Here is a 26244-nt window from a genome sequence, read left to right on the forward strand (position 1 = left end):
TGTTTTTTTTAAAACATAAAAATAAAACGTAGGAAAGTCCTATTAATAGGAGTTTCCTACTCCCTCCTCTCTCCCCCAATATGTAAAGCTAACGGCTAATCACACCATCTCGGTTTGATTAGCCTTTTTTATTTACAGGGGGCAGCATGTCAGATTTACAACCAGCACAAATTACCACTGAAGAGCGCCTTGCTTTGTACCTTGCGTGTGAGAAGGCAATCTTAAACGGACACCAATCGCAGACCATTGATGGCACCACGTATACACGTGCCGATCTTCGTACTGTTCAGATGAAAATTAAAGAGCTCCAGTACGAACTTAACGCTGACAATGCTTCCTTCACACAAACACCGGTGACATTTGTATGAGTGAAGTTCAGCGTTCCAAATTTTATGACGGGTTAACAGACCTCGTATGCTCCGTGCTTGCCGTGAAAAATCCCCACGCGGCTATGCAGTATCGTGCAGAGCGGAACCAGCAGTATTTGTATGCTGCTGGTTCTCGCCAGCGGAAACCGCATGCCATGCGCCCCAACAATAAATCTGCTGATGAGCTGATCACAAAAGACATGAGCAATGCCCGCGCAGAATGCCGGCAGCTGGTTAGAAACAACCCTAACCTTGCCGGTGCGATGCGTGAAATGGGCAACAATGTTGTGTTTAAAGGGATTATCCCACAAGTGCAGCTCACAGAAAAAGCTGAAAACACCAACATAGAACATGAGTGGAAACGCTGGAGCAGGCAGGTAAAGCTGCGTCGCAAGCTGAAACAGACAGTGACGCACCTGTGGCAGGATGGCGGAATATTCTGGTATTTCGCACCGTCTAAAACCTTGCATGAACGTGGCGTAGTTCCACTCAATTTAGAACTGCTTGAAGTAGATCATCTCGATCACATGCTTAATGCAGAGCTTGAGAGCGGTAACGTGATTAAACACGGAATCGAATACAACTCTGAAGGCTTTGTAGTTGCGTTCTGGCTATTTGAAAACCACCCGGGAAGTACTCACGGGATGGTGCGTGGCAGCTTGTACAAATCCAAACGCATTGATGCCAACCAGTGCCTCCTCATTGCAGATCCTGATCGCGCTTCACAGTCTCTCCCTATTCCACGACTTGCCAGTATCGTCGTTATTCTGCGTGACTTTGAGCAGTACCAGAACTTCGAACGTCTGGCTGCGCGCCTTGCAGCAGCCTTCTCCGTTATTGTGAAAGAAACTTCTGGGCAGCCACATGCCGGACGCGGCCTTGATGGTAGCGCAAGTTCTGCCACTAGTGCTGACAAGGCAAGAATCCCTGCAACAGAAGCATTCATTAATCCAGGTTCTATTACCCGCCTTCCGGAAGGACTTGACCTGGAGACTATCTCCAACCCGCGCCCTAGCAACACCTACAGCGATTACTCGCGAAACAATCTGCAATCTACATCCACCGGTGTTGGTCAGTCTTACGAAACATTCACCAACGATTTTACAGCCGCTTCTTTCTCCAGCGTGCGCCAAGCCATTTCAAAAGAACGGCGCGGCTACATGGAGCAGCAGCAATCTCTTATTGAAGATGCGCTTGATCCTGCTTTTGAGCTGTGGTGCAAGTTTGCCTATTTGTTCGAATTTATCAGCACTGAATCCGTGCCAGTGGCTTGGCAAACCCCCGGCTGGGAATACATCAACCCGCTGCAGGATGCGAACGCAACCAAGGTGCTTATGGAACTTGGACTTGAGAACAGCATCGATGCTGCAGCTGCACGAGGTCGCAACTATGAAGACAACGTGAAGAAGCAAGCCCGTGCAAAGCAGCTGACCAAAGATGCCGGACTGGAAGATAAGGAGCAGACCGATGCTGAAACCGCGTAAAGGCGAAGGCAAGCAGGCGTTCTTTAAGCGCGCTGTTTCCCAACTGAAGAATGCAGGGAAAAACGATGCTGACGCGGTGGCAGAAGCCTCCGCAATTTGGAACCAGCACAACCTTGCAGACGGCGGCAACGGCATGATGCGTCTGTTTGCTCCTGTTGAATTCCTTAGTGAAAGCGATGAAGAGCAAACACAAGAACGGCGCTTCTCCATCCTCGCATACAGCGGCGATGTTGTTCACCTGGAGTGGTACTCATTCATTATCAATGTGAAGGGCATCAAACATAAGGCCACCTTCCCGTGTTTACGTGAACATGCGCGCGATCGCATCGTGGGTACGCATGACAAGGTTTCCAAAAAGAACAACCAGCTCTTCTGCTTTGGCAAATTCCATAACACCGCAGATGCAGCTGAAGTTCTGGAACTGGCAGACGACGGTTTCCCTTGGCAGGCATCAATGGGCATCTGGGCGCACAAGGTTCGGTTCTTAGAAAAAGACGCAAAAAACAAAGTGAACGGGCGCGAAGTTATTGGCCCGCTTTACATTTGGGAAGAAAGCGAAATGAAAGAAAACAGCATTTGCTCGTTGGGAGCAGATGGTGAAACGGCGGCAATAGCTATGAGCTGCCCCACAAATAATACGGAGTTTTTTATGGAATACTCAAAAGAATTGAAGCTGGCCTTAGGTCTTGCCGCCGACGCCTCCGATGCAGAGGTGGAAGCTGCTCTTGCAAAACTTAATCTTAGCCTTGGAGAGAATGCAGCAGAGTCTGCAATTTGGGCAGCGCTTGCTGCAGGCGGACACCTTGCAGGACCTGATGACGGTGGGACTGAAGAAACACCACAGCCAACGACACCAGCACCTGCAGTTAACCTTTCCGGCGGTGCTCCAGCTCCGGAGGCAGCCAATGTAAAAACCATTGTTGCCCAGCAGCTTGATCAAAGACTTACGGCAGAACGCACCCGTGCAGCTGATATTCACCAGATAGCCGCAAAGCTAAGTCTTGGTGAAGACTTTGTTCAGGAACACATCAACAAGGGAACTTCTAAAGAAGATGCCCTTTCTCTTGGAGTTGACCTTGCCTCCCAGCGCACTCCTTCCTTTGGTGTGGGCGGCTTAACTGAAGGCACAAGTGAATCAGACAAAATCCGTAAGCTTGCTGCTGAAGGACTTTGCTACCGCCTAGGTTTGACAACTAAAGAAAAGCTTTCTGACGGTGCAAACGAGTTCACCGGCATGTCTCTTTTACGCTTGGCAGCCATGCAGCTTTCCCGCTCCAACATGCCTGTTCTGCAAATGAGTCCTGACCAGATTGCACGTGAAATTCTGAAGCCTGCAGCACGGCTCCACGCTTCGACCGCAGATTTTATTCACGTGTTCCGCGATGTGGCAAACGTAGCTTTGCAAAAAGCCTACGCAGAATCCCCTATTACCTTTGAAGGATTGGTCAGCATTGTAAGTGCATCCGACTTTAAAGAAATGCACGGGGTAGCACTTTCTGAAGCTCCAGATATGGATCTCATCGCTGAAAACGCCGACTACCCAGTGAAAACTCTCTCCGATAGCGGAGAAAGCTACCACATTGGCAAATACGGTGAAATCCTCCGCCTCTCTTACGAGATGATCGTAAACGACAACTTGCGAGCCTTCACTCGCATTCCGCTTCTTTTCGGTGCAGCAGCGCGTCGCAAACAAGGTGACCTCGTTTACGGCCTTATCACAAGCAACCCTAGCATGGCCGATGGCAAAAAATTGTTTTGCGCTGATCATGGCAACCTGTGCCCAACAGCAGAGGCTGGAAAAATTAGTACCGCTTCACTTTCTGCAGCACGCAAAGCCATGCGTAAGCAAAAAGGATTAAAAGGCGCGACGCTAGATATTCGCCCGCGCAGCTTACTTGTACCGACCACGCTGGAAACTGACGCAGAAGTCATGCTGCGTTCCATGTCCGCTCCGGAAGGTAACAACGCAGGTGTGACCAACGTGTTCCAGAACAGCCTTGTACCGGTTTCTGATCCACGCCTTGACGATCACAGCGAAGGCGCTTGGTACACCGTGGCTGACCCGAATCAGGTGGACACAATCGAAATCGCGTACCTCGACGGCAACCGCCAGCCTGAAATCTTTGAAGACGAAGATTTTAACTCTGACGGCATCAAATACAAAATCCGCCAGTGCATGGGCGTAGGTCTCATGGATCACCGAGGCATGTACATGAACCCGGGGCCTGCACCAGCCTAATAGCAACAAAGTTCCACGAATAGATCCCCTCCTCCACGACCGCCCTGTCTGGCTGTGCTCTCCTCCACACGCCGGACAGGGCAATAAGGAAACAAGATGCAGGAACTAGTACAGACGTATCTACAACAATTTACCAGCAACGCAGATTTAAAAGGCACCTCAGCTTTACTCGGTGCTGCGCTTGGTGCTGTGTTTGGTGGTTCCGTCCCGCTCATGTCTGCCCTTGTAGCATTGTGGGTGCTGGATTTTGTTCTTGGATTTAAACGCGCATGGCGACTTGGCAGTCTTTCCAGACACAAATTCAGAGCAGGACTTTTTAAAATTGTGCTCTACATGATCACGATTCTTGTAATGGGGCTTACCGAGTTTTCCCTGGGCAACCTTCTGCCCATACGAGATTTGATGATCTCTTATCTATGCGTCACAGAAGCTCTTTCCTGTATCGAGCATTTATCTTTTTTTGGGGTGCCAATTCCGCAGGCGTTACGCGATCGCTTAAAAAATTACCGCGACTGTTTGCACGAATGCCAGCTGCCACAGGGAGGTTCTAAATGAGAAACCTTACAGGCTACAGAACAGACCATTTTGCGTTGTATGAGCTGCTGCCCAAATACCAATATTCCGTACTTTCAAAAGCAACCGGCTGGGGGCTTTTTGATCCGCGCATGTTGTGGACGCTTGATCGCCTGCAGGAGCGTTTCGGCACTGCCACAATGAATGACTGGTACTGGAACGGACGTAACCAGTTTCGTGGATGGCGTCCCTTTGATTGTCCTGTGGGTGCTGATCTTTCCTCCCATAAGTTTGGCCGCGCTGGGGACATAATCTTTAAGAAATATCCAGCTGAAGAAGTCCGCGTTCACATCTTAGAGAATCCTGACGACGAAGCGTACCAGTACATTACCTGCATTGAAATGAATGTGAGCTGGTTTCATTTTGATACCCGCAATCACAACACAGCAAACGGTCTTTTGAAGATCTACCCATAGGAGAACATCATGAAACGACTCGTTGCATTTGCCCTGGTAATTGTTTTTTGCCTGCCGCTGGCGGGCTGTGATGACTTGGCGAAGAATACCGCAACGGTTTTGAAGGCATGTGACATTGCCTACAACGGCATTATGGACGGTTCCGCAGTTGCCTTTAAACAAGGCTTCATCACCAAAGATACAGTTGCCCGTGTAGCGCATATTGCCGCCATATATCACAGCAGCTGGAAAGCTGCCTGTACCGCCTTGGAAGAATACAAAATTGCAGAAGAATCCGGTGATTCTGTCAATAAGGAGGTAAAACGCATTTCTTTAAATGCTGCGGTTTCCCTAGCACGAACCCGACTTGATGAACTCAAAACCTATTGGCACGAAGCTAAAGGCGCATACACCGAACTGAAGGAAAAAAGCGATGAGTAGAAACGACAAGATTCTCAATATTATCGAGCTCACTCTCGAAGTTGGTCCCGACATTGTTCAGGGGATTATCGACTTATGCCGCTCTGGAAATGTTACCCCTGAATCAATCCGAAACATGAAAGAAGCTTCTAAAGATCCATACGAGATTCTAGCAGAACACGGCATTACGTTTGAGAAAAAATAGGCAGCGCCATGAACGACTCATTCTTTGAAATTCAACAACGCGACCTTGCCGTCCTGATTGAGGAGCACGGGGAAACTGTGACGCTAACACAGAACAAGGCAGATACGCCCATCAATATGATGATCAGTTCTGTGCCCGATGCTCCCAATTGGGTGCGCGAATACCGCCAGCGAGATGAAACAAACTGGTTTGTGGCGCGTGTGGTTGGAAGCGATTTGCCGACCGGTTTGAGTGCAAAAGTGGCGGTTACAGACAGCATTGGAACCAAGTTCACCATGCAGGATTTTAAGCCCATTGGCAGGCCACACAACGGCAAGTTTGTTGGCTACATGTTGGCGCTGGTAACAAACACACGCCTTGGCGGGCTGTAATGGCAAAGTTGCATGGCAGCATGGCCTTGTGCCGAGTGGAAGATGAGGCACAAGGCCAAATGGAATGGCTTGCAAAGCACTTTCCTAATGAGTTTGGCAGAGCGCTGCGCCATGTGGGCTGGCGGTACAAACAAGCAATCAGCGGTGCAATCTATGCAGGCGGCAGCCCTGCGAACTCTAACCCCAAAGTTTCTCTCATGCGTCAGTATCGGCGCATGCACATGCTGAAATCTGCGGGACAAGGCAGCCAGAGCGCACAGAGCAAGCTTGGGTTTAAGCGCAAAAGTAAAAAGCAAAAGTGGCTGGAGAGAAACGGCGCGACTCCCACAAGGGACATGACCCGTTGGAAACGATGGGGACGTTTAGGACGCGAGCATTCTTTTCAGGGCAGCTTAGCAAACACCGTACGCTACAAATATTATCCGGACAGTCAGGTTGTACGCATCGGCTTTTTAACTCCTTCAGCTGCAAAAGCAGCAGAAGCAGTTCAGGCCGGTAAACGCGGCGCAGATGGCAGCATGAACTTTACCCGCAGGCAGCCGGTGACAGATAAAATGCGTCGGGCTTTTTGGGCAGCCGGTGTTCCCATCAGCAAAAACACAACCGTGCTCGAGCAACCAGAGCGTCCTATTATTCAGCCGGTGTTTGATCTTATGAATCCGAAGTTGCCGCAGATCGTTGAAAAGCGAATTTACAGCATCATTCAGAAATCAAAGGGAAGCGTATGGCCTCTGCTACCAGTTGGAAGATAATTGAAAGTTTTGCAGCTGCACTGCGTAACCACGCCGCATTGAATGCATGGGCGCTGGCTGAGTATGAGCAGCCTTTGCGTGTTTTGCAGGGCATCAACATGGCTGCGCTTCCGCGAGAAGAAGATTGCCCGTTGATCGCACTTGTTCCGGAGAGTGGAAAGTTTGGGCGAATTGCAGAGCATGCAACAACCATCCGCGTGATCCTGACGGTGAACGATGAGCGCTTTGTGGATGATGAACTGGCAGGACTAAAGCAGCTTGCCACAAATTTTGGTTTCCTAGTTTTGCAAGCGCTGCAAGACGGGGAAGACGGTTTTTACATTGGCGAAGTGACAGACCTGTACGAGCTTTCCGACTTTCCGTTGCTGTACAGAGAATTGCGCGTAACGGTTACTGGCTCTACCTGCATCGGCGGAGCCGACTTATAAGGAGAATTTTATGACACAGGCAAAAGGAAGTAGCGCCAAGGTTGTTGCCGGATTTGAGGGCGCATACAAGGCAGGTGCAGGCGCAAAGGGAACTGTTATGCCGCGCGTAAGCTTTTCCGGCGGTGCATCGCGCACGTTGAACACATCAAGCGTGGTTACAGGCAGCAGAAGCCCTTCCGCACCGAGTGCCGGCAATACGGATTACTCAGGCAACATTGTTGTGCCGGTGGATGCACAAACCTTTTTGATCTGGCTGATCGCATTGTTCGGCCTGCCTACATCAACAGCTGATGGCGATAATTTCAAACACGTTTTTACTCCCAATGAAACACAGCCTTCCTTGTGGATTGAAAAGCAGTTTCCGGAACTATCTAGCTACATGCTGGGCTACGGCATTAAAGCATCCAGCCTTGCACTTTCTGTAACGTCTGAAGGTGAAGTTACAGCAGATATCGGTCTTATTGGCGCAGGTGAAAACAGTAACTCAGCTGCAGCTGTAGCCAGTCCTGTACAGCTTGCCTCTCAGCAGTACCAGAACTTCCAAGCGACTATCAAAATGGACAACGTGGCGCTTTCTGACCGCATCACAGAATTCTCTCTTAGCTTGGATTGCGGCCTTGATGCTGACTCCTATTGTGTTGGCGGTGGCGGTGAACGCGGCAGCATTGCAGAAGGCGTGCTTGGGATCTCCGGCAACATTACTGCGCTGTTTACAGACAAAACCTTGCTGCAAAAAGGTGCGGACAACGCAACTGTAAGCTTTGCAGTTGAGTACGTTTTAGGTGCAACCAAGCTGCTTATTGAGCTGACAGAAGCCAAGATTAACCGTGCTTCTCCTGCCATTGAAGGCCCCAAGGGTATTAAGGAAAGTTACTCCTTCCAAGGTTTCGCAAGCACTCCTTCGCTTGATGCTATCCGCGTGACCGTAACCAACGATGTTGAAACGTACAGCCTTACATAGGAGTTGATATGAGCGAAGTAAAACAGCTTGCAGTGATCGTTGGTGATGTTGAAGTGGACGTGAAGTCTATGACCCGTTCGCAGATGCAGGAGCTGAATGCACTGCGTAAAGCAGCACAGAAAGACAAGGACGATGATGCCGCAACGCAGGCCGTGCAGGATCACATGGAGTGGATTTTAAAAGACCTGTACCCGCAGATTGCAGACGGTTTTGACGAACTACCCAACAGAGAACTTATGGTGCTTGCCACTGTTACAGAACAGTTCTCCGCTGCTGTGCCGGTGGAAGTAATAGAGACACTTTTAAAAAATGCATAGCGGTCTGGGACTTTTTTACGAACCCGGACCGCACAGAATATTGCAGAGAATGCCGCAAGACCCACGGCGGCAAGGAGTGTTCTGCCTGTAACTACATACAGGATGCTCCAAGGCTTTTGCCCCAGTGCTTTGATGCATGGACGCTATGGCTTGAGATTCAGACACAATGGCGTGTGAGTTTTGGCGTTCGCACTGGACTTGATATGGCAGCAGTTAAGGCCGTGGCCGAAGTGCTGGATATTGAACTTACGCCGCCAACGTACCGCATACTGCGTGGGCTTGAATTGCATGTATTGCAAAACGTAAAAACGGATGAGGACGCAGCATGAGCACCGTAAGTACTCGCATTGTAATCTCCGCTAAAGATACCGCTACTGGTGTGTTCCGCAGAACGGGCATGCAGGTGGAAAATTTAAAGCGTAAAGTATTCAGCCTTAATTCTGCAGTTGCAGGGTTGGGGCTTGGGCTTGGTGGTATGGAGATGTACCAGCAGGCACGGGACTTTGAAACAGCGCTTACGGATATGAGCAAGGTTACCACTCGCGAACTTGGCTTAATCCGCACAGAGATTATGAGTTTGCCTCCAGAGCTTGGTAATGCAACCGAACTTATGCGCGGGTACTATCAGGTGATTTCCTCCGGTGTGACAGACCCTGCCAAGGCTATGGAAGTGCTGGTTACTTCTGCAAAATCTGCCAAGGCAGCCCATACCGCGCAGGATGATGTTGTAAAAGCGCTGACCAAAACAATGGCGGGCTTTGGCGGCGAAGTTAAAAACGCAGCCGAGGCCAGTGATCTGCTGTTCTCCATTGAGAAGGTAGGTCAAACCAGTTTTGCAGAGCTGGTTCCGGTTGTTGGTGATCTTTCCACGCTTTCTCATGCGTTGGGATTGAATACGGCAGAGCTTGGTGGCGCACTTGCCCACGTAACACAGACAGCTGGCAGCACGTCGCAGGCGGCGACGCAGTACAAAGCTGTGCTTATGGGCTTGTACAAGCCGACTGAGAACATGCAAAAGCTGCTCACTAAAATGGGTTATGCATCCGGCAAGGCGCTTGTTGCAGATAAAGGTTTTGTGGGTGCCCTGCGTGCCGTTAAAGAAGAATCTGAAAAGTCCGGCGTTGCCCTGGGCAAAGTGTTTGAAAGTTCCGAAGCGCTTATTGGACTGAATGCTTTGTTCTCCAATTCCTTTGAGACGCTGACTAGTAATATTGCCGCTGTTGAGCAAGGCGTTGGCGGCAGTAACGCAGCTTGGAAGCGCTGGCTCACCACTTCTCAGGCAATGGAAGAAGCCCTCAAAAATCAACTGGGAAACACTCTTGTTGATTTGGGCACTGAGCTGCTGCCGCTTGTTAAAAGTGGGATGACAGATCTTACAACGTGGGTCGGCCAGAACAAGACAGAGATTAAAGGCTGGGGTGAAGATGTTCGGGTGGTACTGACCTCTGTAGCTAGTGGGACGGGAGACCTGTTTGGTGTCTTTCACTCTCTTCCAGATTGGATGAAAGAAGCCTCCGGCATGGGACTGATTGGCGGTATGTTGTTTGGGCCGAAAGGTGCTGCTGTTTTGGCGTTACTTGGTGTGGCAGTAGAAAACGTTCAGGACATTTCTGAAGAGCTCTCTTTGATTGCTACTGGGGAGATGAGCTGGGTTGAACATCTCACCAGTCCCTATGGCAACAGCAGAGCCAAAGAAATTATAGCGCGGCGCGGAACACTTGAAGGATTAAAGGAAGAGCGTTCGCGTTATGTGCACAAGCGTAAAAGTTCCTACTACACGAAAGATCAACAATTTTATGATGAGAAAATTGCTGAGGTTACAAAGAAGATCGATGCCCTGAAGATCAAGTTGGAAGCCCAGCGCTTAGAGCTTGCCTCGCGTCAATTTGCGAACAGTGCTCCGCCAGTTAAGTCCACAACTAAAACAGCAGCCGGCGGAAAAGATACTCCCAAAGGTACAAAGGCTAATCCTCTTAACGTGACTATTGCCGGCGCAGATACACTTTGGTCAAAACTCAAAATAGATAAAAATTCTTCCTACGCCTACGACCTGAACAACATGGACTCCTATTATTCAGATCGTGATGAAGCCATGGACAGAGCTTTTGAGCTGGCGGCAAAACGTCAAGCCAGAGCCATGGCCAAAGCACACAAGAGCGCCGCAAAGGATGCTGAAAAAGCCTGGCAGGAAAGCACGGGCTCCATGCAAAAGGCCAGCGAAACTGTAGCCAGTAACGTTGGTGATGCAATGGGAGAAATGGCAAGCGGCGCAGAAGTAAACTTTGAGAACATGGCCAACGCGATCATTCGCTCCTTAATGCGCATCTATGTTACTCAGCCATTAATTGATGGTTTGGGCGGCATCTTTGATTCGTTCTCCAAATCATTTATTGGCGGCAACAATGTTGGCGGCACTGCTGGTTCTTCTACCGGAACAGGCGGCGGTTACAACATGGGTAACGGCGTTGTTTCCGGTCTTCACACTGGCGGCCTTGTTGGCCAGTCCGCAACATTTACTCGCAGCGTTCCGACTTCTCTTTTCTCCGGAGCCGATCGCTACCATTCCGGCGGCACTATCCTGCGCCCGGGTGAAGTTCCGATTATTGCAGAAGTTGGCGAACGGGTTCTTACCCGCGAACAAAACGCGGGCTACGAGCGTATGCGTAATACCCCATCTGCAGCGCCACAAATTAACATCAACATTACCAATGAGGATGGCATAAAATCCGAAGTAACCAACGAAGAGTCATTCTTTGATGGTGAACGCTGGGTGTGTGACATGTGGATGCGTGGCTACAAAAACAACACCAACGGTATGCGTGATAATTTGGGAGGCAAAAGATAGCTATGGATAACTGGCCAAACATTCCACTACCGACCGCATGCCCGTCCGGCATTCGTGATCCACTGCTCGAAGATGAATTTCAAAGTGGAGACGATGCAGCAAGACCGCAGTTTGCTGCGCCGCGTTGCCTGCCCATTACCTTGTCGTGGAATTGGATGCATAAAACTCAGCTTGCCACCTTGAGAAACTTTCAGAAGACGCACAGGGCAAGCCTGTTTTTGTGGACAGATCCTTTCTCCGGAGAACAATGGGAGGCTCGTTTTTCCGGTGAAGAGCCGATTAAGTGGAACCCCATTGCAAAGCTGCCCAATTATGCGCAGGTGACTACCGTGATTAAGCCCATAAACGAGGTGAAGTAGTGCCTAGTTTATCTCAGTGCATTGAACGCAACCGCACGCACTCCGAGCACAGCTACGTGCTGCTTGCCAAGCTTACCCTGCCGGATGGCGATGAAATACGCCTTGCGCGTAATCCGCATTCCCTTGTGTTTCCTTCCACCAAAGGTGTGCAGCAGTACGTTGAACAAGTCGCGGATGTGCTGACGGTGACGAACACCAACGCCGAATACGTGGAAGCATCCGTTACCGGAGAATTCACCGGCGAAATACTTTTTCAGCAGCTGCAAGGCGGCACATGGCACACCATAGAAACCTTTGTTGCGCCTTCCTCCAGTACTTTTGCTGCGCTGCCGAATACGCAGTACCGCTTGTATGTTTCTAGGCTTGATGCTGGGAAACCGTTTTGCGTGCTGGCAGACCAAGGCGGCCTGTGGCAGGCAATGGACTTTTTGCCGGGGGATATTGAGGAGTCGGACTCGTATGAGACTCGCGGCCTTTCTCTTTCCATCGGCAATGGCGGCGGCGTTATGCAGCCGTATCTTGAGCAGCTGGATGCATGGCGCAAGCTGCACGGTAATGAGTTTGTACAGATAAGCTTGCTGGTGGTGAACACTGGCTTGCTTGATGATCCGGTTCCGGTGGGTGAATGGCATTTTATTGATGACGGCATCAGCCTGCCAGCGCCTATGGACAAGTGCGAAATTAAGCTTGGCATAGATGATGTGGGCACGGCTCCCATTCCGGCCCGTACAATCAATCGTGATTTTTGCCACTGGCGCACCGCTGAACAATGCCAGTATTACGCGCTGTGCAACCACACCCTTGCCATGTGCAGGGCTAATTACAACCGCAGCGAATACATAGGCGCGTTTCCAACGGTCGAACAAGGAGGCGTGTATGGATAATGCTCTGCGTGCGCTCTGCAACGGTCGCTATGTTCCAGAAGGGCGCGGCGAACTGGATGCACATGGCGTTCACCAGTTTGATTGCTGGGGCTTTGTGATGGCGATCTTTGCACACTTTGGCGTGGAGGTTCCAGATTACACAGAGCATCCGGACAACTTCGATCTTGTAACTAAGCGTTACGAGGCGGCTTGTGTGTCTCCATTATGGGCGCGCATTAATACTCCGCAGGTGCCGTGCCTTGTGGCAATGGCCACCATTCGACCGGATGTGTGCAATCACTTTGGCGTGTTCCTTGGCAACGGTGTGTTTGTGCATGTGCAGAAGACTAGCGGCATACACACTGATCGCCTCGATGCTGCACCGTGGCCGCGATACTTTCACAGCTTCTGGAGGTACGTGGGATGAATGTTCTCGTATATGAGCAGCTGAATTTTATTGATCCACTTTCCTGCGTTAAACAGGCTGTGCCGTGGCAAGCCGGAATGAAGCTGCACGATCTTGTTCCGGAGCGCATCGATGTGCCTTGTGGGCTCGACGTGATCTGCTCTGTAAACGGGCATGAAGTGACCGACTTTGAAGCAGAGTTGTACCGCGTAAAGCCGAATGATGCAGTGCTCTTTCGTGTGGTTCCACGTGGCGGTGGAGGCGGCGGTGGTAAGAATCCGCTAAAGATGATCGCAATGGTGGCAGTTGCCATTGTGGCCGCATACACAGGCCAATGGTATGCAGCAGGCCTGCTCAAAGCAGGAACAATTGCGGCGAGTAGTGCTGCCGTAGTTGCAGGTGTTACAACCGCAGTTGTAGGCATGGCGGGCACAATGTTGGTCAATGCCGTACTTCCACCAGACAAGCCTACCCAAGCCGGCGCTAGCGATGTAACAGAGGATTCCCCCACGTATGCATGGCGCGCTGCTAACCCAAGCAAAAACGGTTCTCCCGTTGCTATCGTGCAAGGTGACTGCAACAACGTGCTGCCGTTCAAGCTGTCGCAGTATATAAGCACAGATGGCAATAAGCAGTTCATTAATGCGCTCTACGGAGTGGGTGAAGGTGAGCTCGAACTTTCAAATTTCTGTATTAAAGGAATGCCGGTTGCTCAATACAGCGATGTAACTATTGAGCATACCTCCGGTACTGCGTTGCAAGCACCGCTGAAGGGCTTTCAGGATGGTGTGTTTGAACGCGCTGTATCCATGAAATTAACCCACAGCGAATGGACATATTTTGATGGTGAAGGTGATGCAATTCAGGCGGCAGGCTTTGGCATCTCTTGTCCTTCCGGTCTGTACTACGCCAACGACAATGGCAGCTTTGGTACAACGCAGGTGCAAATTGCCATAGAGCGCGCACCGCATGGAACCACAAACTGGCAGCGCCTTGCAACACACACAATATCAGCGGCGCAGCGCACTGCTGTTCGCAAGTTCTGGCGGTTTGATCTGCCAAAATCAAGGCACGCGTACAGGGCAAAGCTTGCGGTGCAGCCGCCTTCCGACGCAACCCGCTACGTAAATGATGTGTGGTGGGAATACGTGCAGGAAATTGTTCCAGACGATTTTAGACACCCGTACACAGCCTGCTTTGCGCTCAAGGGACTGGCTACAGATCAGTTCTCCGGTTCGTTCGATAGCTACCGTATTACCTGCAACGCAAAGCGCATGACTGCCCAGCTGCCCGATGGCAGCGGCGACCTTGTGGAACGCAGCTTGACCAATCCTGCATGGATGGCGCTAGAGCTGGCCACAAATCCGCGATTTGGTGCGGGGCTTCCAGAGTCTCGCGTGATCGTGGATGAATTTGCAGCTGCTGCAGAATGGTGCGACAGCCTCGGCATTTCTTCCAACATGTACTGGGACACGCAAACAGATCTTGCAAGCGCTTGGGATGAGCTGGGGCGCTTCGGGCGGTTCCGTGTAATCCCTCGCGGCACTCGTTACGGTGTAATTTCAGACAGGCCAGTGCTGCTTCCGGATCAATCGTTTATTGCGGCAGACTCCAACTCGCTGCTTGGTTCCACTTCCATCGACTACTTGCCCGTTAAAGAACGTGCAGAGGCGGTTGAGGTAACGTGGTTTGATCCGGAAAAAGGTAGGCAGATTTTACGCCGGCACAGCCCGCATTTTCATCAGCTGAAAACTCGGCTGCCTTCTATCGCAAAGATAACGCTTGCAGCTTGTAACAGCTTTGAAAGTGCATGGCGTTACGCAGGCTACCGCCTTAACTGCAACAGGTTCATTACCCGTACCATCAAGCGCACCATGTCTGTGGATGCCGCAAGCGTTCAGCCCGGGCATGTTGTTCAGGCCGTTGTGCGCGACTGGAACTGGGGAGAGTCTGCAAGAGTGCATAGCGGCTCAGCAACGCAGATTACACTTACGCAGCCGGTGACGCTTAAAAAGAACACGCCGTACTCTCTGCAGGTGAAGCATGGCAGCGTTCAGAATTCCAACGGGCAGGAACGCATAGACATGGCGGACATAATGCCCGTGGTGGAAGACACCGTAACCAACAAGCTTGTATTAACCGAGTTCCTTTCTGCCATTCCTCAGGTTGGCAGCGTTGCCACAGTCGGCAAGGCGAACGATGCGTTGCATCTGTTCCGTGTGTCCTCCATCCGTCGCACCAGTAAAAACAAGGTGGAGATTACCGGCATCGAGTACGCAAAAGAAGTGTATGCCGATTCCGGAGATCTACCGGTTGTTGATGGTGATGCCGGCAACATTGGTGCGCGTAATCTCACGTGTAGTGTTCAGGCCGTGGATGAAGACGGGCTGCATAAAAAACTGGTGCATCTTTCTTGGCAAGGCAATGCCATCACATGGCGTATTTTTGTCCGCAAGGTTGGCGCAGGCATAACGCCTTGGCAGCTGTATGGAACAACCCGCAATACGCAGATAACCCTACGCGGCATTGAAGATAAAAACTTTTACCGCATAGCAGTAAGCCACACGGATAATCCGGCAGACGGCGCAGTAACTGAGGTTCTTTATGATCCAGATGTGATGGGCACAGGCACAATTAGGCCGCTGCGTGTAATCAAGGACGATCAATCCGGATTCGAGCCGCTGATGTACGAAACCGAATCGGGCGAAGTGCTGCAACTTATGGAGGTATTTTAAATGAGTGGATTTCACAGAGACATTAAAGGGGATCAAAACCACGTAATTCACTTCCGTGAGTATGCCGCAGCTGCGCTACGAACGGCAGATACTGCGCTTGATGCTTCTCATATAAAAAAGGTCGCCTTGCAAACTGATACCAACACGTTTTGGGTGCTTCTTGATGCGGCACCTGTAACGTGGAAGGAGCTTGCTCCGGAGCCGCCTCCACCAGAAACACCGGTGCATGGCAAAGTAGAAATGTTTTGGGGAACAATTAATTCGGATGGACGCCCCATTGATGTGAAAACAGGGCTTCCAGATCGACGGTATGGATATTGTGATGGACGCACCTATGCCTCTCCGGATGGAAGGCAAGTAACTACTCCAAATATGCGCTGGCGTTTTCCGGTTTGTTCAGGCGGAAACGGAAGCGGCAAAGGGGAAACAGGTGGTGCTTCCTCTATCACTCAAAGTTCTGCTCAAATGAAAAGCCATAACCATTCGCTGAAGACATATAAGTACTCGGGGTCCAGTGCGTCAGTGGTAAATCCAGTGAGTAGCAACCAGTATAATGTAAGCGGTGCTTATGTCACCAGCGCAGGCGGCTCTTCTGCAATGGAAAACAGGCCTCCGTATATGTCGATCCCGTTCATCATGTATCTTTAGGAGCTGAACGTGCAAGTAACAGTAATAGTGCCGGATAAATGCATAAGTGTTGATGGAGATATGATTGAACCCGTTGAATTTGATTATGACGAAGGTGTTCATGCCATCCAATGGGATGGAACCAACGGGCATATTGAGTTCATCATGGCAGATGGCGGGATTATGACAACGCCTGTGTCACAGCTGGAAGTTCAACCCTATGTGGAAGCATGGCAGGCAGCAAAAGATAAGCAAAAGATCACTCCTCCATTAACTTTGGCAGAAGCAAAGGCCACCAAGCAGGCAGAAATACGCGAAGCTCACAACGCCTTTCTACTGGAACGTGGTGTGGAATATTCAGATATGGAGCGGCAAACATGGGATACCCAGCGGCTAGAGGCACAAGCTCTTCTCGCTGATCCACAAGCTGCAGCGCCGCTAGTTCGCGCGATCGCTAATGCCAGAAGCATGGATGTGCTTGAGCTGGCGCAGCGTATACAAGTGAATACACAGGCATGGTCAGTACTCGCAGGCCACGCCACAGGGCAGCGCTTAGCGTTTCAAGATGCGATGGAAGCTTGCACCACAGTTGAACAGGTTGAGGCAATTACCGTCACATTTACTACACCGGAGTAAACAATGAAACTACTCGCACCTACTACCTACTTAGAAGCTTCAAACGAACTTAAAAATCGAATCTGCAACGGCTGCGGCCCAGACGGATTAATTGGCAAACTTGTTCCGGAACATCTTCTAGGCGCAAGCATTGCCGAGGCTTGTAATATCCACGACTGGATGTACCAGGAGGGAGAAGATAAGCAGAAAGCGGATCTCTACTTTTTGGCCAATATGATCTTTCTATGTACCCAAAAAAGTAAATGGCTTCTACCTGCTCGAGCACTGATGGCAGTGCACTTTTTCCTTGCTGTGTACTATGGCGGGGAGGAGTATTTTGTGGTTGATGAGACCAATCAACCTAACACTCTTGTATTATAAGATATTTAATAATACAAAGCTCCTTGAATGAACCTTGAGGAGCTTTGTTTATGCCAAAAGAAGCATTAAAAAATGTAGTTGAAGCTGTCACAGCCAGAATTGGGAATCCACTTGTCACAACATATCTATTCGCATTTATTGGTTATAATTGGAAATTTTTTGGAGTACTTATTTGGAGTAAATTTCCAATAGAACAACGAATCTTGGGCGCGGAGTTTAATTACATAACAACCCCAAACACATGGTTATATCCACTTTTTTATGCTGGGCTCTATCTTGTAGTAATGCCTTGGCTGTTGGTTGCGTATGAAAAATATGCAGAGCGTCCGATTAGGACACGAAAAGAAGAAAAAGCTAAATCAGAAACCATGTTGTTTCTGGCACTTAAAGAAAGGTCAAGAGCAGTTAGAGAGCTACAACTAATTGAATCAGGTGCAGCAGATATTCAAGAATTAAGTAACGAGCGAGACGAATTAAAAAAAGAAATAGCGGAGCTAAACATAAAAAAACACAACACTTGCTGTCCAAATAAATTCTGAAAAAGAGATAATTGCTCAAAAAAGAATCTGAAACAAAAAAAATACTCTTCTAAAATTCAGAAAGGGGAACTAGCTGTTGAAAACCTACAAAGGCAACTCAACATGAGTAAAGAACAAACCCAACGAATTGAAAGTTACTCCACTCACTTAGAAACACTGATCAAAAATTATAATAAATACCAATCAGAACTTTCAACTATTCATAACAATTTTGTTTCTCAAACTGGCGCTTTGCAACGGATTTTTAAGTCAAAAAGTATCGCAATTCCATCTTCGATTAACGAAGCTTTTGAACAAATTGCCAGTAACCTCAGCGACATCTTAAAAAAAAGCAATCAAATTTATAAGCCGCCACGCCCAGTACCCGATGAGGACTTTATGTAACTGTCATGCGTTGCACTCCACTCTTTGCAACGCTTTTTCTCTTTCTGCGCTACACTGCCACCTATGAAACGCCCATTTTTATACGACCCCATAAAATACCTGAAAGGTAAAGGGGTAACAGTTCGCCTTGGCTTGCCACAAGACGGCAAACGAAAGATCGAAGTATGCTTTGAAAAAGGACGTTACTGGGAAACGAAGAAGGTTCAAGGCATCTACAAGCGCGTTGAACAAAGCTACAACCTGATTATGATGCAACTAGATGTAGATAAGGGAATGCCGCCCAGATCGGTGGAGTCGCTCCTCGCGAAGGGGCTTATTCGCATAGTCTACGATGACCAGGGGAAAAGACGTTATGCACTTACTGAACGAGGGAAAAAAGCTATACAAGCAAACAATCCACAAAATCCATAACCTTCTTGTATAATGAAGAATTTGAGCGTATCAGAGCTCTTCAGAAATTAGCTGAGGAGTTTTACCATGCTTAAAGATTTAGGGGCGGCAGTTGGAAGTGTATTCAAGCAACGCTTGGAAAATCCAATATGGAGTACTTTTGTACTAACTTGGAGCATCGTGAACTGGAAGCTCCTCGCCTTTCTATTCTTTAGCGCTCAGTCGACCCTGACGAAACTGAATATTATTGATGAGAAATACTCAGACCCATTGCATTTATGGATATTGCCTATTTTCATTTCAGCAATTTACTTATTCATGATGCCCACTTTAATTGCATTTCGTGATGAACAAATAAAAGGTGCAAAAATAAGAGCCTTGGCAAGTCAGGGAGCCGTAGAAACAGAACGCTATACATACAAACTTGAAGCTGCAGAAATGGAACATCGTCTTTTAAATACAAAGTCTGGCAACAAAGAACGCCAAGACCTACTTTCTGAGCTTGAAACAGTAAAAGAAGCGCTTGAAGCTGCCACCAAACATAATCATCAACTGATAGAAGAAGTAAAACATAAAACGGCAGATTATTACACTTGCCAAAATAATTTGAAAGAAAATGAAAAGAAGATGTTGGAGTTGCTTAATGGAGCCGAAAAGGATTTCACTGAATTGGATTCAAAAATCAAAGCAAGATGTCAAGAAACTGATGCTTCAATGGACTTTTTATTGCTCGAATACGAAAAATTGCTGAAGGAATTTAAAAAACAAAAATCAGAAACTAGCATACTTGTATCTGATTTGAATAAACTGACAAAAGCAGATCAAATCCCTAGTAGCAAGATCCTAAATATACTGGCAAAAAATGGACTAAAAGCTATCAGAGACGCCGTCCTCTTTACCTCTTGAATCAAACCACTAACTACTTTGATCACGTTGACTCTCACAAATACTCATTAACAAAGTGGAGGTGTTTTGATGCCTAAAAATCTACTTCGTGCTGTTACATCTGCTGCTGAAGAAAGAATTAAAAACCCAGTAATTGGAACGTTTGTTCTTGTTTGGTTTGCTGTAAACTGGCAAGCGATAGCCTTTTTCGCATTAAGCCCCAAACTTATTGAAGAAAAGCTTGAGATCATCAAGTCAACATATTCAAATCCTTGGACTTTATACTGGACACCTATTCTAGGCAGCATTGTATATTTATTATTTAGCCCCGGTCTCGGTGCCGGATATCGGCTTTTCCTAACAAAATTTCGTACTATAATGATTAAGGCAGACTGCGAAGAAAAAAACGACTCGATATAAAGAAATGACTGGTGCTGCATTAGAAAAAAAAACGAATGCTTGATGCTGAAGCTGGTAATACAGAACGTGAAGAATGGCTTGAAAAAATAAAAACATCCGAATTGATTGCCTCTGACCTATCAGACCAACTCAATCAACTGCGACAGAGTCACCAAGATCAACTTAAGACAATTGCTACCGCGTCAGCCAGTTCTCAAAAAAAAATGGGAGCAAGATCGAGAGAATCTAGAACTTGAAATAGCAGGTCTCAGAAACTCTATCGAAGAAAAAAAAGATGAATATGCCTTACTGGCAAATAATCATGACTCACTCAATTCAGAACTTAAACGGATAGTCGAAAAACACAATGAACAAAGCAAACTATACATTGACTGCCGAAAAGATGTCTTTGCTAGTGCTCATCGAGAGTATGAATTGCGAAAGGACAATGTTAAAACTGAATACACTTTTGCAGATGAGCAGGAACAAAAATCAAAGCTCCTAGCTCACCAATACAATACGTATATTAAAGATCTTAAAAGTCAGTATCCACCTGTAATCTAAGCAAAAATACTCTCTGGAATAAACCCACTATTAATTTAAGATTACAAAAAACCTCTTAGAGTAACTCCAAGAGGTTTTAATTTTATCAATTGATTACAGTGTACTTAACTTCACGAGCACCTCTTTATAGTGCCTAAGTGTTTGACTGTCTTTGAGTTCTGGATAGGCATTAAGGTAGCTTACATAACCGGCAAGATTCTCCAGTTGATCTTTAAAATTTTCTGGAGACTGCTCTGCTTGATGGAACATCGCACGTATCTTCTTTCTGACTTTTCTGGGCGGTTGAACCTTTTCGTTAACGGTAACACCTGTAACGTTCTGCAACATACCTGAAGTCATTATGTGTGTTTTGCTTGGATTCAACTCAAAACCATACTCTTTTAAAACATTTTCTGTAAAAGAAATGATCTCGAGAAGCTGCCCCCTATTCTCTCCACTAAATGTCAAATCATCAGAGTATCTAGTGTAGTTGACTCCAACCTTCTGACATTCCTTTGCTATTATGCCGTCTGCATCAAACAAGATAAAATTCGAAAGACAAGGACTTGTTGGAGCCCCCTGCGGTATCGAGCCATTAAGCGTGACTATTCTTGAAAAAACAGTAGCCTCTTCGACTGAACAGAACGGACTAAGTTTTTTGATAAGCATCTCTGAGGTTATTGTTCCAAAGAAATTGGAAATATCAATTTTAGCAACAAATTTTTGATTGGTATGTTTCTCTGCATTGCTAATAATTGAGCGCTTAGAGCGATAAGCATGGCAAACATCATGAACAGGAAGAGTTGAAAACAAGTAATCTGCAAGCCAGTGTTGAATAGTCTTTAAGAACACCCTTGGAGCGGTAATTGTGCGTGTTCCACCAGAGTGCTTTTCAATTTCAAAGGTCTGATACTGTTTTTCAATATTACGAATAGTACTAACAAGTAAGCTTGGGCTAATACCAATACATAACGCAAGCCCCGTTATTGAAAAGGGGGTAGTTTTCGTACTTTCGTTTATCGATTTGATGAGATTAATGCTTTCGAATGAAAGAAAAGGAAGACGCACCTCTGGTAGAGTGGAATTTGGACCAGCTGTAGATGTAAGCTGCCTGTATGCCCCAGACCAATAAAATTGTGCGGGCGCGAGACCAAGCGGTTTTATTGGTCTGGGCACTTGTATCTTGAAACTTCTTTTATCGGATGGCGAAGCACCATCCGCATCCAGATCTAAATGCCCAGAAGCACGTCTTGAAGCAATCCTAGCTTTTTTCAATAAGAAAAGTCTAGTACGATCTTTGTTAAATCTTAACCTGTTAGGAAGCAGCATATAGGCATTAGGCCCCAAGGAAAATAAGGAGTCGTTCCACTCAGATGCCTTCAGAACAATTTTCCCCTTCAAACAATTTTCGAAGCATTGAACAATTTCATTAAGATTAAATTTGACCCCAGATTCAACAAACGTTTTCTCCAATACATGTTGAACTTGTGTTGGAGTGGCAGGCTGAATAATACCAAGAGCCCATAAATAATAATACGGATGAACTTTGTTACTCACTTTTAATCTCTTCATTCATAAGGAGTGATCTTCTGTGCGTTAATCTTCGAATAATTTTTTTGCAAATATCTTGGCAATCATCAGTTGAATATGATGTAAAAAAAACTTTTCCCAAAGTTTCTACAACGGAAACTGGGCCTAACTCAATATACGAATTTGAATCTTCAAAGTCTTCGCTAAGGATTAAAACAACATCATAAGAGGACTTCTTATTATGTGCTCGATCATGTGAAAACACACCAAGCTCAGCAAAAGAGCTAGGAGAAGCAGCTATTAAAACCAAAGCCTTGGATCTTTTTAATACATTTAACTCATTTGTTTGAGCATCAAAGCCATGATCATTTTGTATTTCCTCAATACCGTCATCTTCTCCAAGAATGACTTCAAATCCCAAATTCCCTAACTCTTCCTTCAAGAGCTGCCGCAACTCTGCTCCTTTCGGAGCTTCTTCAGGTCGTTCATCAAGCGCCCGCATTGAAGGGCCACATAAAAAAACAGTGAAAGATGGTTGTGCGATCGCTATTGAAGTTACTTCATCTATAAGTAAATCGACGATTGATTCTTGACTCATTTGATATTCGATTTGTTATTTCAGTTAACTAAACGTCTTTCCTGAACTTAAATACAGCCATACGAGACATCCTATACTGACTCAACCTGCATCACCTAGCCCTTCCTAATTGCAGCGACGCGTGGGCAGAAACATATATTAAAGCCAAAGTTCATTTTTGCGCCTTGTTTACGATAATACGCAACAATAAGCGCAAAACATTTCTCCTACCTAAGTGTGTGACTCATTCTCAAAATCAAAAAATTTAATGTACCTTGCTAGACTAGCGCCAGCCATTTAATCAAGTTTGTTACTCTGGGATCGCTATCTCTTTGCGCAGACGTTCTGGTAAATGCCCCACCAACGATTCATCACGTACTTCATACAAACTATGATAAAGGTATAAACCACTTTCATTACATCTAGCCTGTTTCATTCTATCCCCATCACCAAAGCCTTCGCGAGCTGAATAGTGATGAACATCTCCACAAACAGGGCATCGAAAAAAGAGTTGTCCCCAATGCGTATAGCCATTCTGTGTTGAAGGGCCAAAAAGTCTCACAACAGGAACCGTCAGATCAATCTTCGAACTTCCCTCAACCACAGCAGCGTGTAATATTTGGGCAGGCTGGTAGCTGCTACGGATGTATCTTTTCCGATAGCGAGGTTTTTCTTCAAGAATAAAATCTTGCACTAAACTTGATGCCCACATCCCTTCGGATGCCAGTCTAGTTGATGCCTCTTTCAATAAATTCTTTCCTGAAAGAGGGAACATATGCTGAAGCACATGGGGCACAGAAACTATAGGGTCAACATATACGCTTGATGCAAGGTAATGTGCCCCCTTGAATTCTTCCAAGACACTTTCAATAGTCTGGATACCGCTCATGTCATCCTCCCTTCCCTATTGAATAGGCAAGTCTACTGTCTCCACCTACAGCACCTCATCCTTCCTAATTTGCAGCGGGCGCGTGGGCATGGACATCTATTAAATTCTACGGTTGTTTTATACTCCGATCGCGATCGTTCGCGAAAGCCGGAGTACTAAGAGCCTCTTCTGCCTGAGTGTGTGGCTCATTCTGTGAATCCAAAATTTTCATCACCGCCTGCTGGATAACTTCTGACGAAGCACCTGATTCCTTAAGTATCTCAGTCGCAACTTTCATGCGTTGAGCAATTGGATCAGTAATAGGCGCATCTTCTTTTTGTGCATCTGTTTCTTCCCCAAGAAACATTGCGCCTTCACCAGTAAGAAGCCAACTCGGTGCGAAATTTAGCAGAACTACCAAATTCTGTAGATCATCCGCGCTGGGACGCTGACCAGCTTCCCACGCACGAAGCTTGCCTTCAGTAACTCCAAGAAATTCCGCAACTTTCCCACGACTCACGCGTTTTGCGCGAGTTTTCTTCATAATACGTTCTTTAACTAATTCAAGTAGATGCTTTCCATCTGTCATATTAAACAACTTTATTCGTGAAATTTCGCTTGCTTTCACGTAAAATTACACATATTTCTATTTTTAACGACATTCCAAACACCAATAAATAAAAACACCTAAACCGAAATGAGGTGGAATCATGTCACATTTAACCTTAATTCCTGAATTAATATCGGATTTAACTCGCGCTGAAAAGCTTGAAGTGTATATGCGGCGTAAAAAAATTACGTTCTCAAATATTGCCAAATCTATTGGCGTTGCTCCTGCATCCGCGCGCCGTATGCTCCTCAATGAATTCATCCCCACATGGCGGCACAATCAACTCCTCACAGCCGGCATTCCTGAAGTGCTGCTCCCCCCTGCCCGTGATGTTGCTCCAGGCAGAAAGCCTAAAACACCCCCACTCGACGAAACAGACCCAAATACTTTGGGACAGGCCGCATAACCATCAAGCCCCCTGTCCTGCGTAACGATGTAAGCAATGGTGCCAAATAGTTACGCTAAGTGCCAACGTGTCATTTTCTGGAGAAAGTACACATGAATAATCTACAGCATCTTACCTTCGCCAGCGCTCTAGACCTTGCCCTTGGCGAAAGCAAACTCTGCCGTGAAGACGTGGGCAATACCATGGGCTGGAGCACCAGCAAAACAAGCCGCATTTTCAATGCTGAGGACAACTATTTCCCCACCATGCCTTCAGTCCCGCATTTGTGCATGGTTCTTGGTAACGACATCCTTTTAGACTGGCTAAGGGTAAACACCAACGAGCTGCGTTTAGGGCGGCATGACTGCGCACCAAAACTTACACAGCTTGAGCTGCTGCAGCTGCTTAGTGAGATCAGCAAGGAAGCTGGAGACGTGAATAAGGTAATAAACGAAGCACTCAAAGGTGATGGAAGCGTTGATAAGCCGGAAAGCAGACGTATTATCCGCGAAGCCTACGATGTTTTGTCCCGTTATCGTGAACTAATCACCGCCATGCGCGCAATACAGGAAGAAGTGTAATGAAAAACATCATGAATCAAAGAATGAGCATTATGAAAAAGGCTGTGCAGATGCACGGTGAAGAAGGGGTTGCCGCTGTTATTGAAGCATACGACGCCATGTGGGGACGCATTATCAGTAGCGAAGGCAGCGCACCAACAAGCCACACCTTTGTTGGCGAGCTTGTAGAAAAGTTTATTGCCGAGTGCCTTGAATTGACCGCAGATGATCGCAAACTTCAGGCTAAAGATCTGTACGTGGCCTTCATCGCTTGGTGTAAAAAAGAGCAAGTAACGTCCATACCTTCCCAGCGCGCCTTTGGAACAGAAATGGTGATTCGTTTTGAGCGAATTAAGCAGAACAAGTATTGGTACGTTGGCGTGGCACTACAAAAACAGGAGCAAGCTTCATGATGAATCCTTCAGTTATTATCCGCCGTAAACTGGAATGCGTCCGAAATTCTGTTGAAGTTTTGTCGAAACAGGAAGGCATTACTGCAGAAGATAAACTGAACATTAGCAACCTCTACCGCATGATCTCACTGATTGACAATCGCCACCGCGACAAGCTGAAGCTTAACGGCCACGCAGTTATCCCGTTACGACGCAAAGCGCTGGCAGCTGACTGCTTAACACCTGCAGAGTGCAGAGCGCTGGCAAAACAAGTTCGTGGTGGTGGGCACCATGATCCCGCAGCTTGACCCATTTCAATGGGCAATACTTGGACTGGCTTCAGGGCTGACAATAAGCTTCATCATTATCTTATGTCGTACCCCTTCATGCAAAAAGCATTAGTAACGACACAATAACTCAAGGCAGCCTAGCGCATATACAGGACACTCTAGCCGCTCCGGAAAGAGCAAAGGACGTTATCTATATGGCACAAAGCGTAAAAGAAAAAATCAGATGTTGTAACTGCAACAAGCACCGTATTGCTGCCGGCTATTGCCTTTGCCGCACCTGCTATAAAAAATTCGTCAATGGTGAAATCCACCACCCGCTGGGCATGCCGCTTGTTAAGCGCGGGAACTGCACCCACCTCCCTATCTCAAACGTCAAGTCAGACTCTGACGTCTCTACCCTATGCAATCACAATCCGCACAGTTTGCCGTTCTACGTTGAGGAGCAGCCGGCAGACCCGAATCGCGATCCATTTGCATGGTGGGAAGCAGCCTAAGCTACACATCGCATTTCAAATTTTATCGCCTTAAACGGCGTAACCTCAAACACT

At 47.4% G+C, this 26244-nt stretch carries 36 protein-coding genes; 32 read left to right on the forward strand and 4 right to left on the reverse strand.

Annotation, left to right across the window (positions count from 1 at the left end; translation table 11 throughout):
* Nucleotides 1-146: 146 nt before the first annotated feature.
* The 27 genes from MKHDV_RS15845 (at nt 147) to MKHDV_RS15975 (ending at nt 20505) form a co-directional block, all read left to right on the forward strand.
* Nucleotides 147-368, forward strand: a complete 222-nt coding sequence (locus MKHDV_RS15845) for a hypothetical protein (RefSeq protein WP_160717005.1) — start codon at nt 147-149, stop codon at nt 366-368.
* Nucleotides 365-1852, forward strand: a complete 1488-nt coding sequence (locus tag MKHDV_RS15850) for a phage portal protein (RefSeq protein ID WP_160717007.1) — start codon at nt 365-367, stop codon at nt 1850-1852. The genes MKHDV_RS15845 and MKHDV_RS15850 overlap by 4 nt, the downstream gene beginning before the upstream one ends.
* Nucleotides 1836-4091, forward strand: a complete 2256-nt coding sequence (locus tag MKHDV_RS15855; RefSeq protein ID WP_160717009.1) for a Mu-like prophage major head subunit gpT family protein — start codon at nt 1836-1838, stop codon at nt 4089-4091. The genes MKHDV_RS15850 and MKHDV_RS15855 overlap by 17 nt, the downstream gene beginning before the upstream one ends.
* A 96-nt stretch (nt 4092-4187) precedes the next feature.
* Nucleotides 4188-4646 (forward strand): holin family protein, encoded by a 459-nt coding sequence (locus tag MKHDV_RS15860; protein WP_160717011.1) that lies wholly within the window; start codon nt 4188-4190, stop codon nt 4644-4646.
* Complete coding sequence (locus MKHDV_RS15865) at nt 4643-5080, forward strand: peptidase M15 (protein ID WP_160717013.1); 438 nt, start codon at nt 4643-4645, stop codon at nt 5078-5080. The genes MKHDV_RS15860 and MKHDV_RS15865 overlap by 4 nt, the downstream gene beginning before the upstream one ends.
* Nucleotides 5081-5089: 9 nt before the next feature.
* Nucleotides 5090-5500, forward strand: coding sequence for a hypothetical protein (locus tag MKHDV_RS15870; protein ID WP_160717015.1), 411 nt, complete (start codon nt 5090-5092; stop codon nt 5498-5500).
* Nucleotides 5493-5684, forward strand: coding sequence for a hypothetical protein (locus MKHDV_RS15875; protein WP_160717017.1), 192 nt, complete (start codon nt 5493-5495; stop codon nt 5682-5684). Before MKHDV_RS15870 ends, MKHDV_RS15875 begins: the two co-directional genes overlap by 8 nt.
* An 8-nt stretch (nt 5685-5692) precedes the next feature.
* Entirely contained in the window at nt 5693-6055 is a 363-nt protein-coding gene (locus MKHDV_RS15880; protein ID WP_160717019.1) for a hypothetical protein, read from the forward strand.
* On the forward strand, nt 6055-6807 hold the full coding sequence (locus tag MKHDV_RS15885; RefSeq protein ID WP_160717021.1) for a hypothetical protein: 753 nt from the start codon (nt 6055-6057) through the stop codon (nt 6805-6807). The genes MKHDV_RS15880 and MKHDV_RS15885 overlap by 1 nt, the downstream gene beginning before the upstream one ends.
* Nucleotides 6780-7235: a hypothetical protein gene (locus tag MKHDV_RS15890; protein WP_160717023.1), complete on the forward strand. Its 456-nt coding sequence runs from the start codon at nt 6780-6782 to the stop codon at nt 7233-7235. Before MKHDV_RS15885 ends, MKHDV_RS15890 begins: the two co-directional genes overlap by 28 nt.
* A 10-nt stretch (nt 7236-7245) precedes the next feature.
* Nucleotides 7246-8196 (forward strand): phage tail tube protein, encoded by a 951-nt coding sequence (locus MKHDV_RS15895; RefSeq protein ID WP_160717025.1) that lies wholly within the window; start codon nt 7246-7248, stop codon nt 8194-8196.
* An 8-nt stretch (nt 8197-8204) separates the two neighbouring features.
* Entirely contained in the window at nt 8205-8513 is a 309-nt protein-coding gene (locus tag MKHDV_RS15900) for a hypothetical protein (protein WP_160717027.1), read from the forward strand.
* A gap of 116 nt (nt 8514-8629) precedes the next feature.
* Complete coding sequence (locus MKHDV_RS15905) at nt 8630-8842, forward strand: DUF1799 domain-containing protein (protein WP_160717029.1); 213 nt, start codon at nt 8630-8632, stop codon at nt 8840-8842.
* A complete protein-coding gene (locus MKHDV_RS15910; RefSeq protein ID WP_160717031.1) occupies nt 8839-11358 on the forward strand; it encodes a phage tail tape measure protein in 2520 nt (839 codons plus the stop codon). Before MKHDV_RS15905 ends, MKHDV_RS15910 begins: the two co-directional genes overlap by 4 nt.
* Before the next feature lie 2 nt (nt 11359-11360).
* Nucleotides 11361-11717 carry a hypothetical protein gene (locus tag MKHDV_RS15915; protein WP_160717033.1) on the forward strand — a complete coding sequence of 119 codons (357 nt, stop codon included), beginning with the start codon at nt 11361-11363 and terminating at the stop codon, nt 11715-11717.
* Entirely contained in the window at nt 11717-12601 is an 885-nt protein-coding gene (locus MKHDV_RS15920) for a hypothetical protein (RefSeq protein ID WP_160717035.1), read from the forward strand. The genes MKHDV_RS15915 and MKHDV_RS15920 overlap by 1 nt, the downstream gene beginning before the upstream one ends.
* A complete protein-coding gene (locus tag MKHDV_RS15925; RefSeq protein ID WP_160717037.1) occupies nt 12594-13007 on the forward strand; it encodes an NlpC/P60 family protein in 414 nt (137 codons plus the stop codon). The genes MKHDV_RS15920 and MKHDV_RS15925 overlap by 8 nt, the downstream gene beginning before the upstream one ends.
* Nucleotides 13004-15721: a hypothetical protein gene (locus MKHDV_RS15930; RefSeq protein ID WP_160717039.1), complete on the forward strand. Its 2718-nt coding sequence runs from the start codon at nt 13004-13006 to the stop codon at nt 15719-15721. The genes MKHDV_RS15925 and MKHDV_RS15930 overlap by 4 nt, the downstream gene beginning before the upstream one ends.
* A complete protein-coding gene (locus MKHDV_RS15935; RefSeq protein WP_160717041.1) occupies nt 15722-16369 on the forward strand; it encodes a hypothetical protein in 648 nt (215 codons plus the stop codon).
* A gap of 9 nt (nt 16370-16378) precedes the next feature.
* Nucleotides 16379-16984: a hypothetical protein gene (locus MKHDV_RS15940; protein WP_160717043.1), complete on the forward strand. Its 606-nt coding sequence runs from the start codon at nt 16379-16381 to the stop codon at nt 16982-16984.
* A 3-nt stretch (nt 16985-16987) separates the two neighbouring features.
* Nucleotides 16988-17344 carry a hypothetical protein gene (locus tag MKHDV_RS15945; RefSeq protein ID WP_160717045.1) on the forward strand — a complete coding sequence of 119 codons (357 nt, stop codon included), beginning with the start codon at nt 16988-16990 and terminating at the stop codon, nt 17342-17344.
* Between the two features lie 50 nt (nt 17345-17394).
* Complete coding sequence (locus tag MKHDV_RS15950; RefSeq protein WP_160717047.1) at nt 17395-17883, forward strand: hypothetical protein; 489 nt, start codon at nt 17395-17397, stop codon at nt 17881-17883.
* 102 nt (nt 17884-17985) lie between these two features.
* Nucleotides 17986-18267 carry a hypothetical protein gene (locus tag MKHDV_RS15955; RefSeq protein WP_160717048.1) on the forward strand — a complete coding sequence of 94 codons (282 nt, stop codon included), beginning with the start codon at nt 17986-17988 and terminating at the stop codon, nt 18265-18267.
* Between the two features lie 63 nt (nt 18268-18330).
* Nucleotides 18331-18678 carry a hypothetical protein gene (locus tag MKHDV_RS15960; RefSeq protein ID WP_160717049.1) on the forward strand — a complete coding sequence of 116 codons (348 nt, stop codon included), beginning with the start codon at nt 18331-18333 and terminating at the stop codon, nt 18676-18678.
* A 66-nt stretch (nt 18679-18744) separates the two neighbouring features.
* Nucleotides 18745-19563, forward strand: a complete 819-nt coding sequence (locus MKHDV_RS15965; RefSeq protein ID WP_160717050.1) for a hypothetical protein — start codon at nt 18745-18747, stop codon at nt 19561-19563.
* Between the two features lie 69 nt (nt 19564-19632).
* On the forward strand, nt 19633-19962 hold the full coding sequence (locus MKHDV_RS15970) for a hypothetical protein (RefSeq protein ID WP_160717051.1): 330 nt from the start codon (nt 19633-19635) through the stop codon (nt 19960-19962).
* Between the two features lie 105 nt (nt 19963-20067).
* Nucleotides 20068-20505, forward strand: coding sequence for a hypothetical protein (locus MKHDV_RS15975; RefSeq protein WP_160717052.1), 438 nt, complete (start codon nt 20068-20070; stop codon nt 20503-20505).
* Between the two features lie 93 nt (nt 20506-20598).
* Here MKHDV_RS15975 and MKHDV_RS15980 read toward each other — a convergent pair whose 3' ends face one another.
* From MKHDV_RS15980 to MKHDV_RS15995, 4 genes are all read right to left on the reverse strand, one after another.
* Nucleotides 20599-22041 carry a retron St85 family RNA-directed DNA polymerase gene (locus MKHDV_RS15980; RefSeq protein ID WP_160717053.1) on the reverse strand — a complete coding sequence of 481 codons (1443 nt, stop codon included), beginning with the start codon at nt 22039-22041 and terminating at the stop codon, nt 20599-20601.
* On the reverse strand, nt 22034-22612 hold the full coding sequence (locus MKHDV_RS15985) for a hypothetical protein (RefSeq protein WP_160717054.1): 579 nt from the start codon (nt 22610-22612) through the stop codon (nt 22034-22036). Before MKHDV_RS15985 ends, MKHDV_RS15980 begins: the two co-directional genes overlap by 8 nt.
* Nucleotides 22613-22901: 289 nt before the next feature.
* Nucleotides 22902-23480 carry a hypothetical protein gene (locus MKHDV_RS15990; protein WP_160717055.1) on the reverse strand — a complete coding sequence of 193 codons (579 nt, stop codon included), beginning with the start codon at nt 23478-23480 and terminating at the stop codon, nt 22902-22904.
* A 106-nt stretch (nt 23481-23586) separates the two neighbouring features.
* Nucleotides 23587-24048, reverse strand: a complete 462-nt coding sequence (locus MKHDV_RS15995) for a helix-turn-helix transcriptional regulator (protein WP_160717056.1) — start codon at nt 24046-24048, stop codon at nt 23587-23589.
* Nucleotides 24049-24169: 121 nt separating this feature from the next.
* Between MKHDV_RS15995 and MKHDV_RS16000 the strand changes: the two genes are divergently transcribed.
* From MKHDV_RS16000 to MKHDV_RS16020, 5 genes are all read left to right on the forward strand, one after another.
* Complete coding sequence (locus MKHDV_RS16000; RefSeq protein ID WP_160717058.1) at nt 24170-24475, forward strand: hypothetical protein; 306 nt, start codon at nt 24170-24172, stop codon at nt 24473-24475.
* 92 nt (nt 24476-24567) lie between these two features.
* Nucleotides 24568-25035, forward strand: a complete 468-nt coding sequence (locus tag MKHDV_RS16005; RefSeq protein WP_160717060.1) for a phage regulatory CII family protein — start codon at nt 24568-24570, stop codon at nt 25033-25035.
* Complete coding sequence (locus tag MKHDV_RS16010; RefSeq protein ID WP_160717062.1) at nt 25035-25427, forward strand: primase-like DNA-binding domain-containing protein; 393 nt, start codon at nt 25035-25037, stop codon at nt 25425-25427. The genes MKHDV_RS16005 and MKHDV_RS16010 overlap by 1 nt, the downstream gene beginning before the upstream one ends.
* Nucleotides 25424-25714, forward strand: coding sequence for a hypothetical protein (locus tag MKHDV_RS16015; protein ID WP_160717064.1), 291 nt, complete (start codon nt 25424-25426; stop codon nt 25712-25714). Before MKHDV_RS16010 ends, MKHDV_RS16015 begins: the two co-directional genes overlap by 4 nt.
* A gap of 176 nt (nt 25715-25890) precedes the next feature.
* The gene (locus tag MKHDV_RS16020; RefSeq protein WP_160717066.1) at nt 25891-26190 is read left to right on the forward strand and encodes a hypothetical protein; all 300 of its coding nucleotides are present in this window, start codon (nt 25891-25893) and stop codon (nt 26188-26190) included.
* The last annotated feature ends 54 nt before the right edge of the window (nt 26191-26244 follow it).

This window comes from Halodesulfovibrio sp. MK-HDV, assembly GCF_009914765.1.
Taxonomy (GTDB): domain Bacteria; phylum Desulfobacterota; class Desulfovibrionia; order Desulfovibrionales; family Desulfovibrionaceae; genus Halodesulfovibrio.

Coding starts and splice junctions, on each gene's coding strand:
- MKHDV_RS15875 (WP_160717017.1), top strand. CDS start 5,493: ATGAGTAGAAACGACAAGATTCTCAATATTATCGAGCTCACTCTCGAA.
- MKHDV_RS15885 (WP_160717021.1), top strand. CDS start 6,055: ATGGCAAAGTTGCATGGCAGCATGGCCTTGTGCCGAGTGGAAGATGAG.
- MKHDV_RS15935 (WP_160717041.1), top strand. CDS start 15,722: ATGAGTGGATTTCACAGAGACATTAAAGGGGATCAAAACCACGTAATT.
- MKHDV_RS15910 (WP_160717031.1), top strand. CDS start 8,839: ATGAGCACCGTAAGTACTCGCATTGTAATCTCCGCTAAAGATACCGCT.
- MKHDV_RS15890 (WP_160717023.1), top strand. CDS start 6,780: ATGGCCTCTGCTACCAGTTGGAAGATAATTGAAAGTTTTGCAGCTGCA.
- MKHDV_RS15930 (WP_160717039.1), top strand. CDS start 13,004: ATGAATGTTCTCGTATATGAGCAGCTGAATTTTATTGATCCACTTTCC.
- MKHDV_RS15990 (WP_160717055.1), bottom strand. CDS start 23,480: ATGAGCGGTATCCAGACTATTGAAAGTGTCTTGGAAGAATTCAAGGGG.
- MKHDV_RS15985 (WP_160717054.1), bottom strand. CDS start 22,612: ATGAGTCAAGAATCAATCGTCGATTTACTTATAGATGAAGTAACTTCA.
- MKHDV_RS15860 (WP_160717011.1), top strand. CDS start 4,188: ATGCAGGAACTAGTACAGACGTATCTACAACAATTTACCAGCAACGCA.
- MKHDV_RS15895 (WP_160717025.1), top strand. CDS start 7,246: ATGACACAGGCAAAAGGAAGTAGCGCCAAGGTTGTTGCCGGATTTGAG.
- MKHDV_RS15845 (WP_160717005.1), top strand. CDS start 147: ATGTCAGATTTACAACCAGCACAAATTACCACTGAAGAGCGCCTTGCT.
- MKHDV_RS15950 (WP_160717047.1), top strand. CDS start 17,395: ATGCCAAAAGAAGCATTAAAAAATGTAGTTGAAGCTGTCACAGCCAGA.
- MKHDV_RS16005 (WP_160717060.1), top strand. CDS start 24,568: ATGAATAATCTACAGCATCTTACCTTCGCCAGCGCTCTAGACCTTGCC.
- MKHDV_RS15915 (WP_160717033.1), top strand. CDS start 11,361: ATGGATAACTGGCCAAACATTCCACTACCGACCGCATGCCCGTCCGGC.
- MKHDV_RS15855 (WP_160717009.1), top strand. CDS start 1,836: ATGCTGAAACCGCGTAAAGGCGAAGGCAAGCAGGCGTTCTTTAAGCGC.
- MKHDV_RS15995 (WP_160717056.1), bottom strand. CDS start 24,048: ATGACAGATGGAAAGCATCTACTTGAATTAGTTAAAGAACGTATTATG.
- MKHDV_RS15880 (WP_160717019.1), top strand. CDS start 5,693: ATGAACGACTCATTCTTTGAAATTCAACAACGCGACCTTGCCGTCCTG.
- MKHDV_RS16015 (WP_160717064.1), top strand. CDS start 25,424: ATGATGAATCCTTCAGTTATTATCCGCCGTAAACTGGAATGCGTCCGA.
- MKHDV_RS16020 (WP_160717066.1), top strand. CDS start 25,891: ATGGCACAAAGCGTAAAAGAAAAAATCAGATGTTGTAACTGCAACAAG.
- MKHDV_RS15870 (WP_160717015.1), top strand. CDS start 5,090: ATGAAACGACTCGTTGCATTTGCCCTGGTAATTGTTTTTTGCCTGCCG.
- MKHDV_RS15925 (WP_160717037.1), top strand. CDS start 12,594: ATGGATAATGCTCTGCGTGCGCTCTGCAACGGTCGCTATGTTCCAGAA.
- MKHDV_RS16000 (WP_160717058.1), top strand. CDS start 24,170: ATGTCACATTTAACCTTAATTCCTGAATTAATATCGGATTTAACTCGC.
- MKHDV_RS15900 (WP_160717027.1), top strand. CDS start 8,205: ATGAGCGAAGTAAAACAGCTTGCAGTGATCGTTGGTGATGTTGAAGTG.
- MKHDV_RS15970 (WP_160717051.1), top strand. CDS start 19,633: ATGCCTAAAAATCTACTTCGTGCTGTTACATCTGCTGCTGAAGAAAGA.
- MKHDV_RS16010 (WP_160717062.1), top strand. CDS start 25,035: ATGAAAAACATCATGAATCAAAGAATGAGCATTATGAAAAAGGCTGTG.
- MKHDV_RS15945 (WP_160717045.1), top strand. CDS start 16,988: ATGAAACTACTCGCACCTACTACCTACTTAGAAGCTTCAAACGAACTT.
- MKHDV_RS15865 (WP_160717013.1), top strand. CDS start 4,643: ATGAGAAACCTTACAGGCTACAGAACAGACCATTTTGCGTTGTATGAG.
- MKHDV_RS15850 (WP_160717007.1), top strand. CDS start 365: ATGAGTGAAGTTCAGCGTTCCAAATTTTATGACGGGTTAACAGACCTC.
- MKHDV_RS15955 (WP_160717048.1), top strand. CDS start 17,986: ATGAGTAAAGAACAAACCCAACGAATTGAAAGTTACTCCACTCACTTA.
- MKHDV_RS15965 (WP_160717050.1), top strand. CDS start 18,745: ATGCTTAAAGATTTAGGGGCGGCAGTTGGAAGTGTATTCAAGCAACGC.
- MKHDV_RS15960 (WP_160717049.1), top strand. CDS start 18,331: ATGAAACGCCCATTTTTATACGACCCCATAAAATACCTGAAAGGTAAA.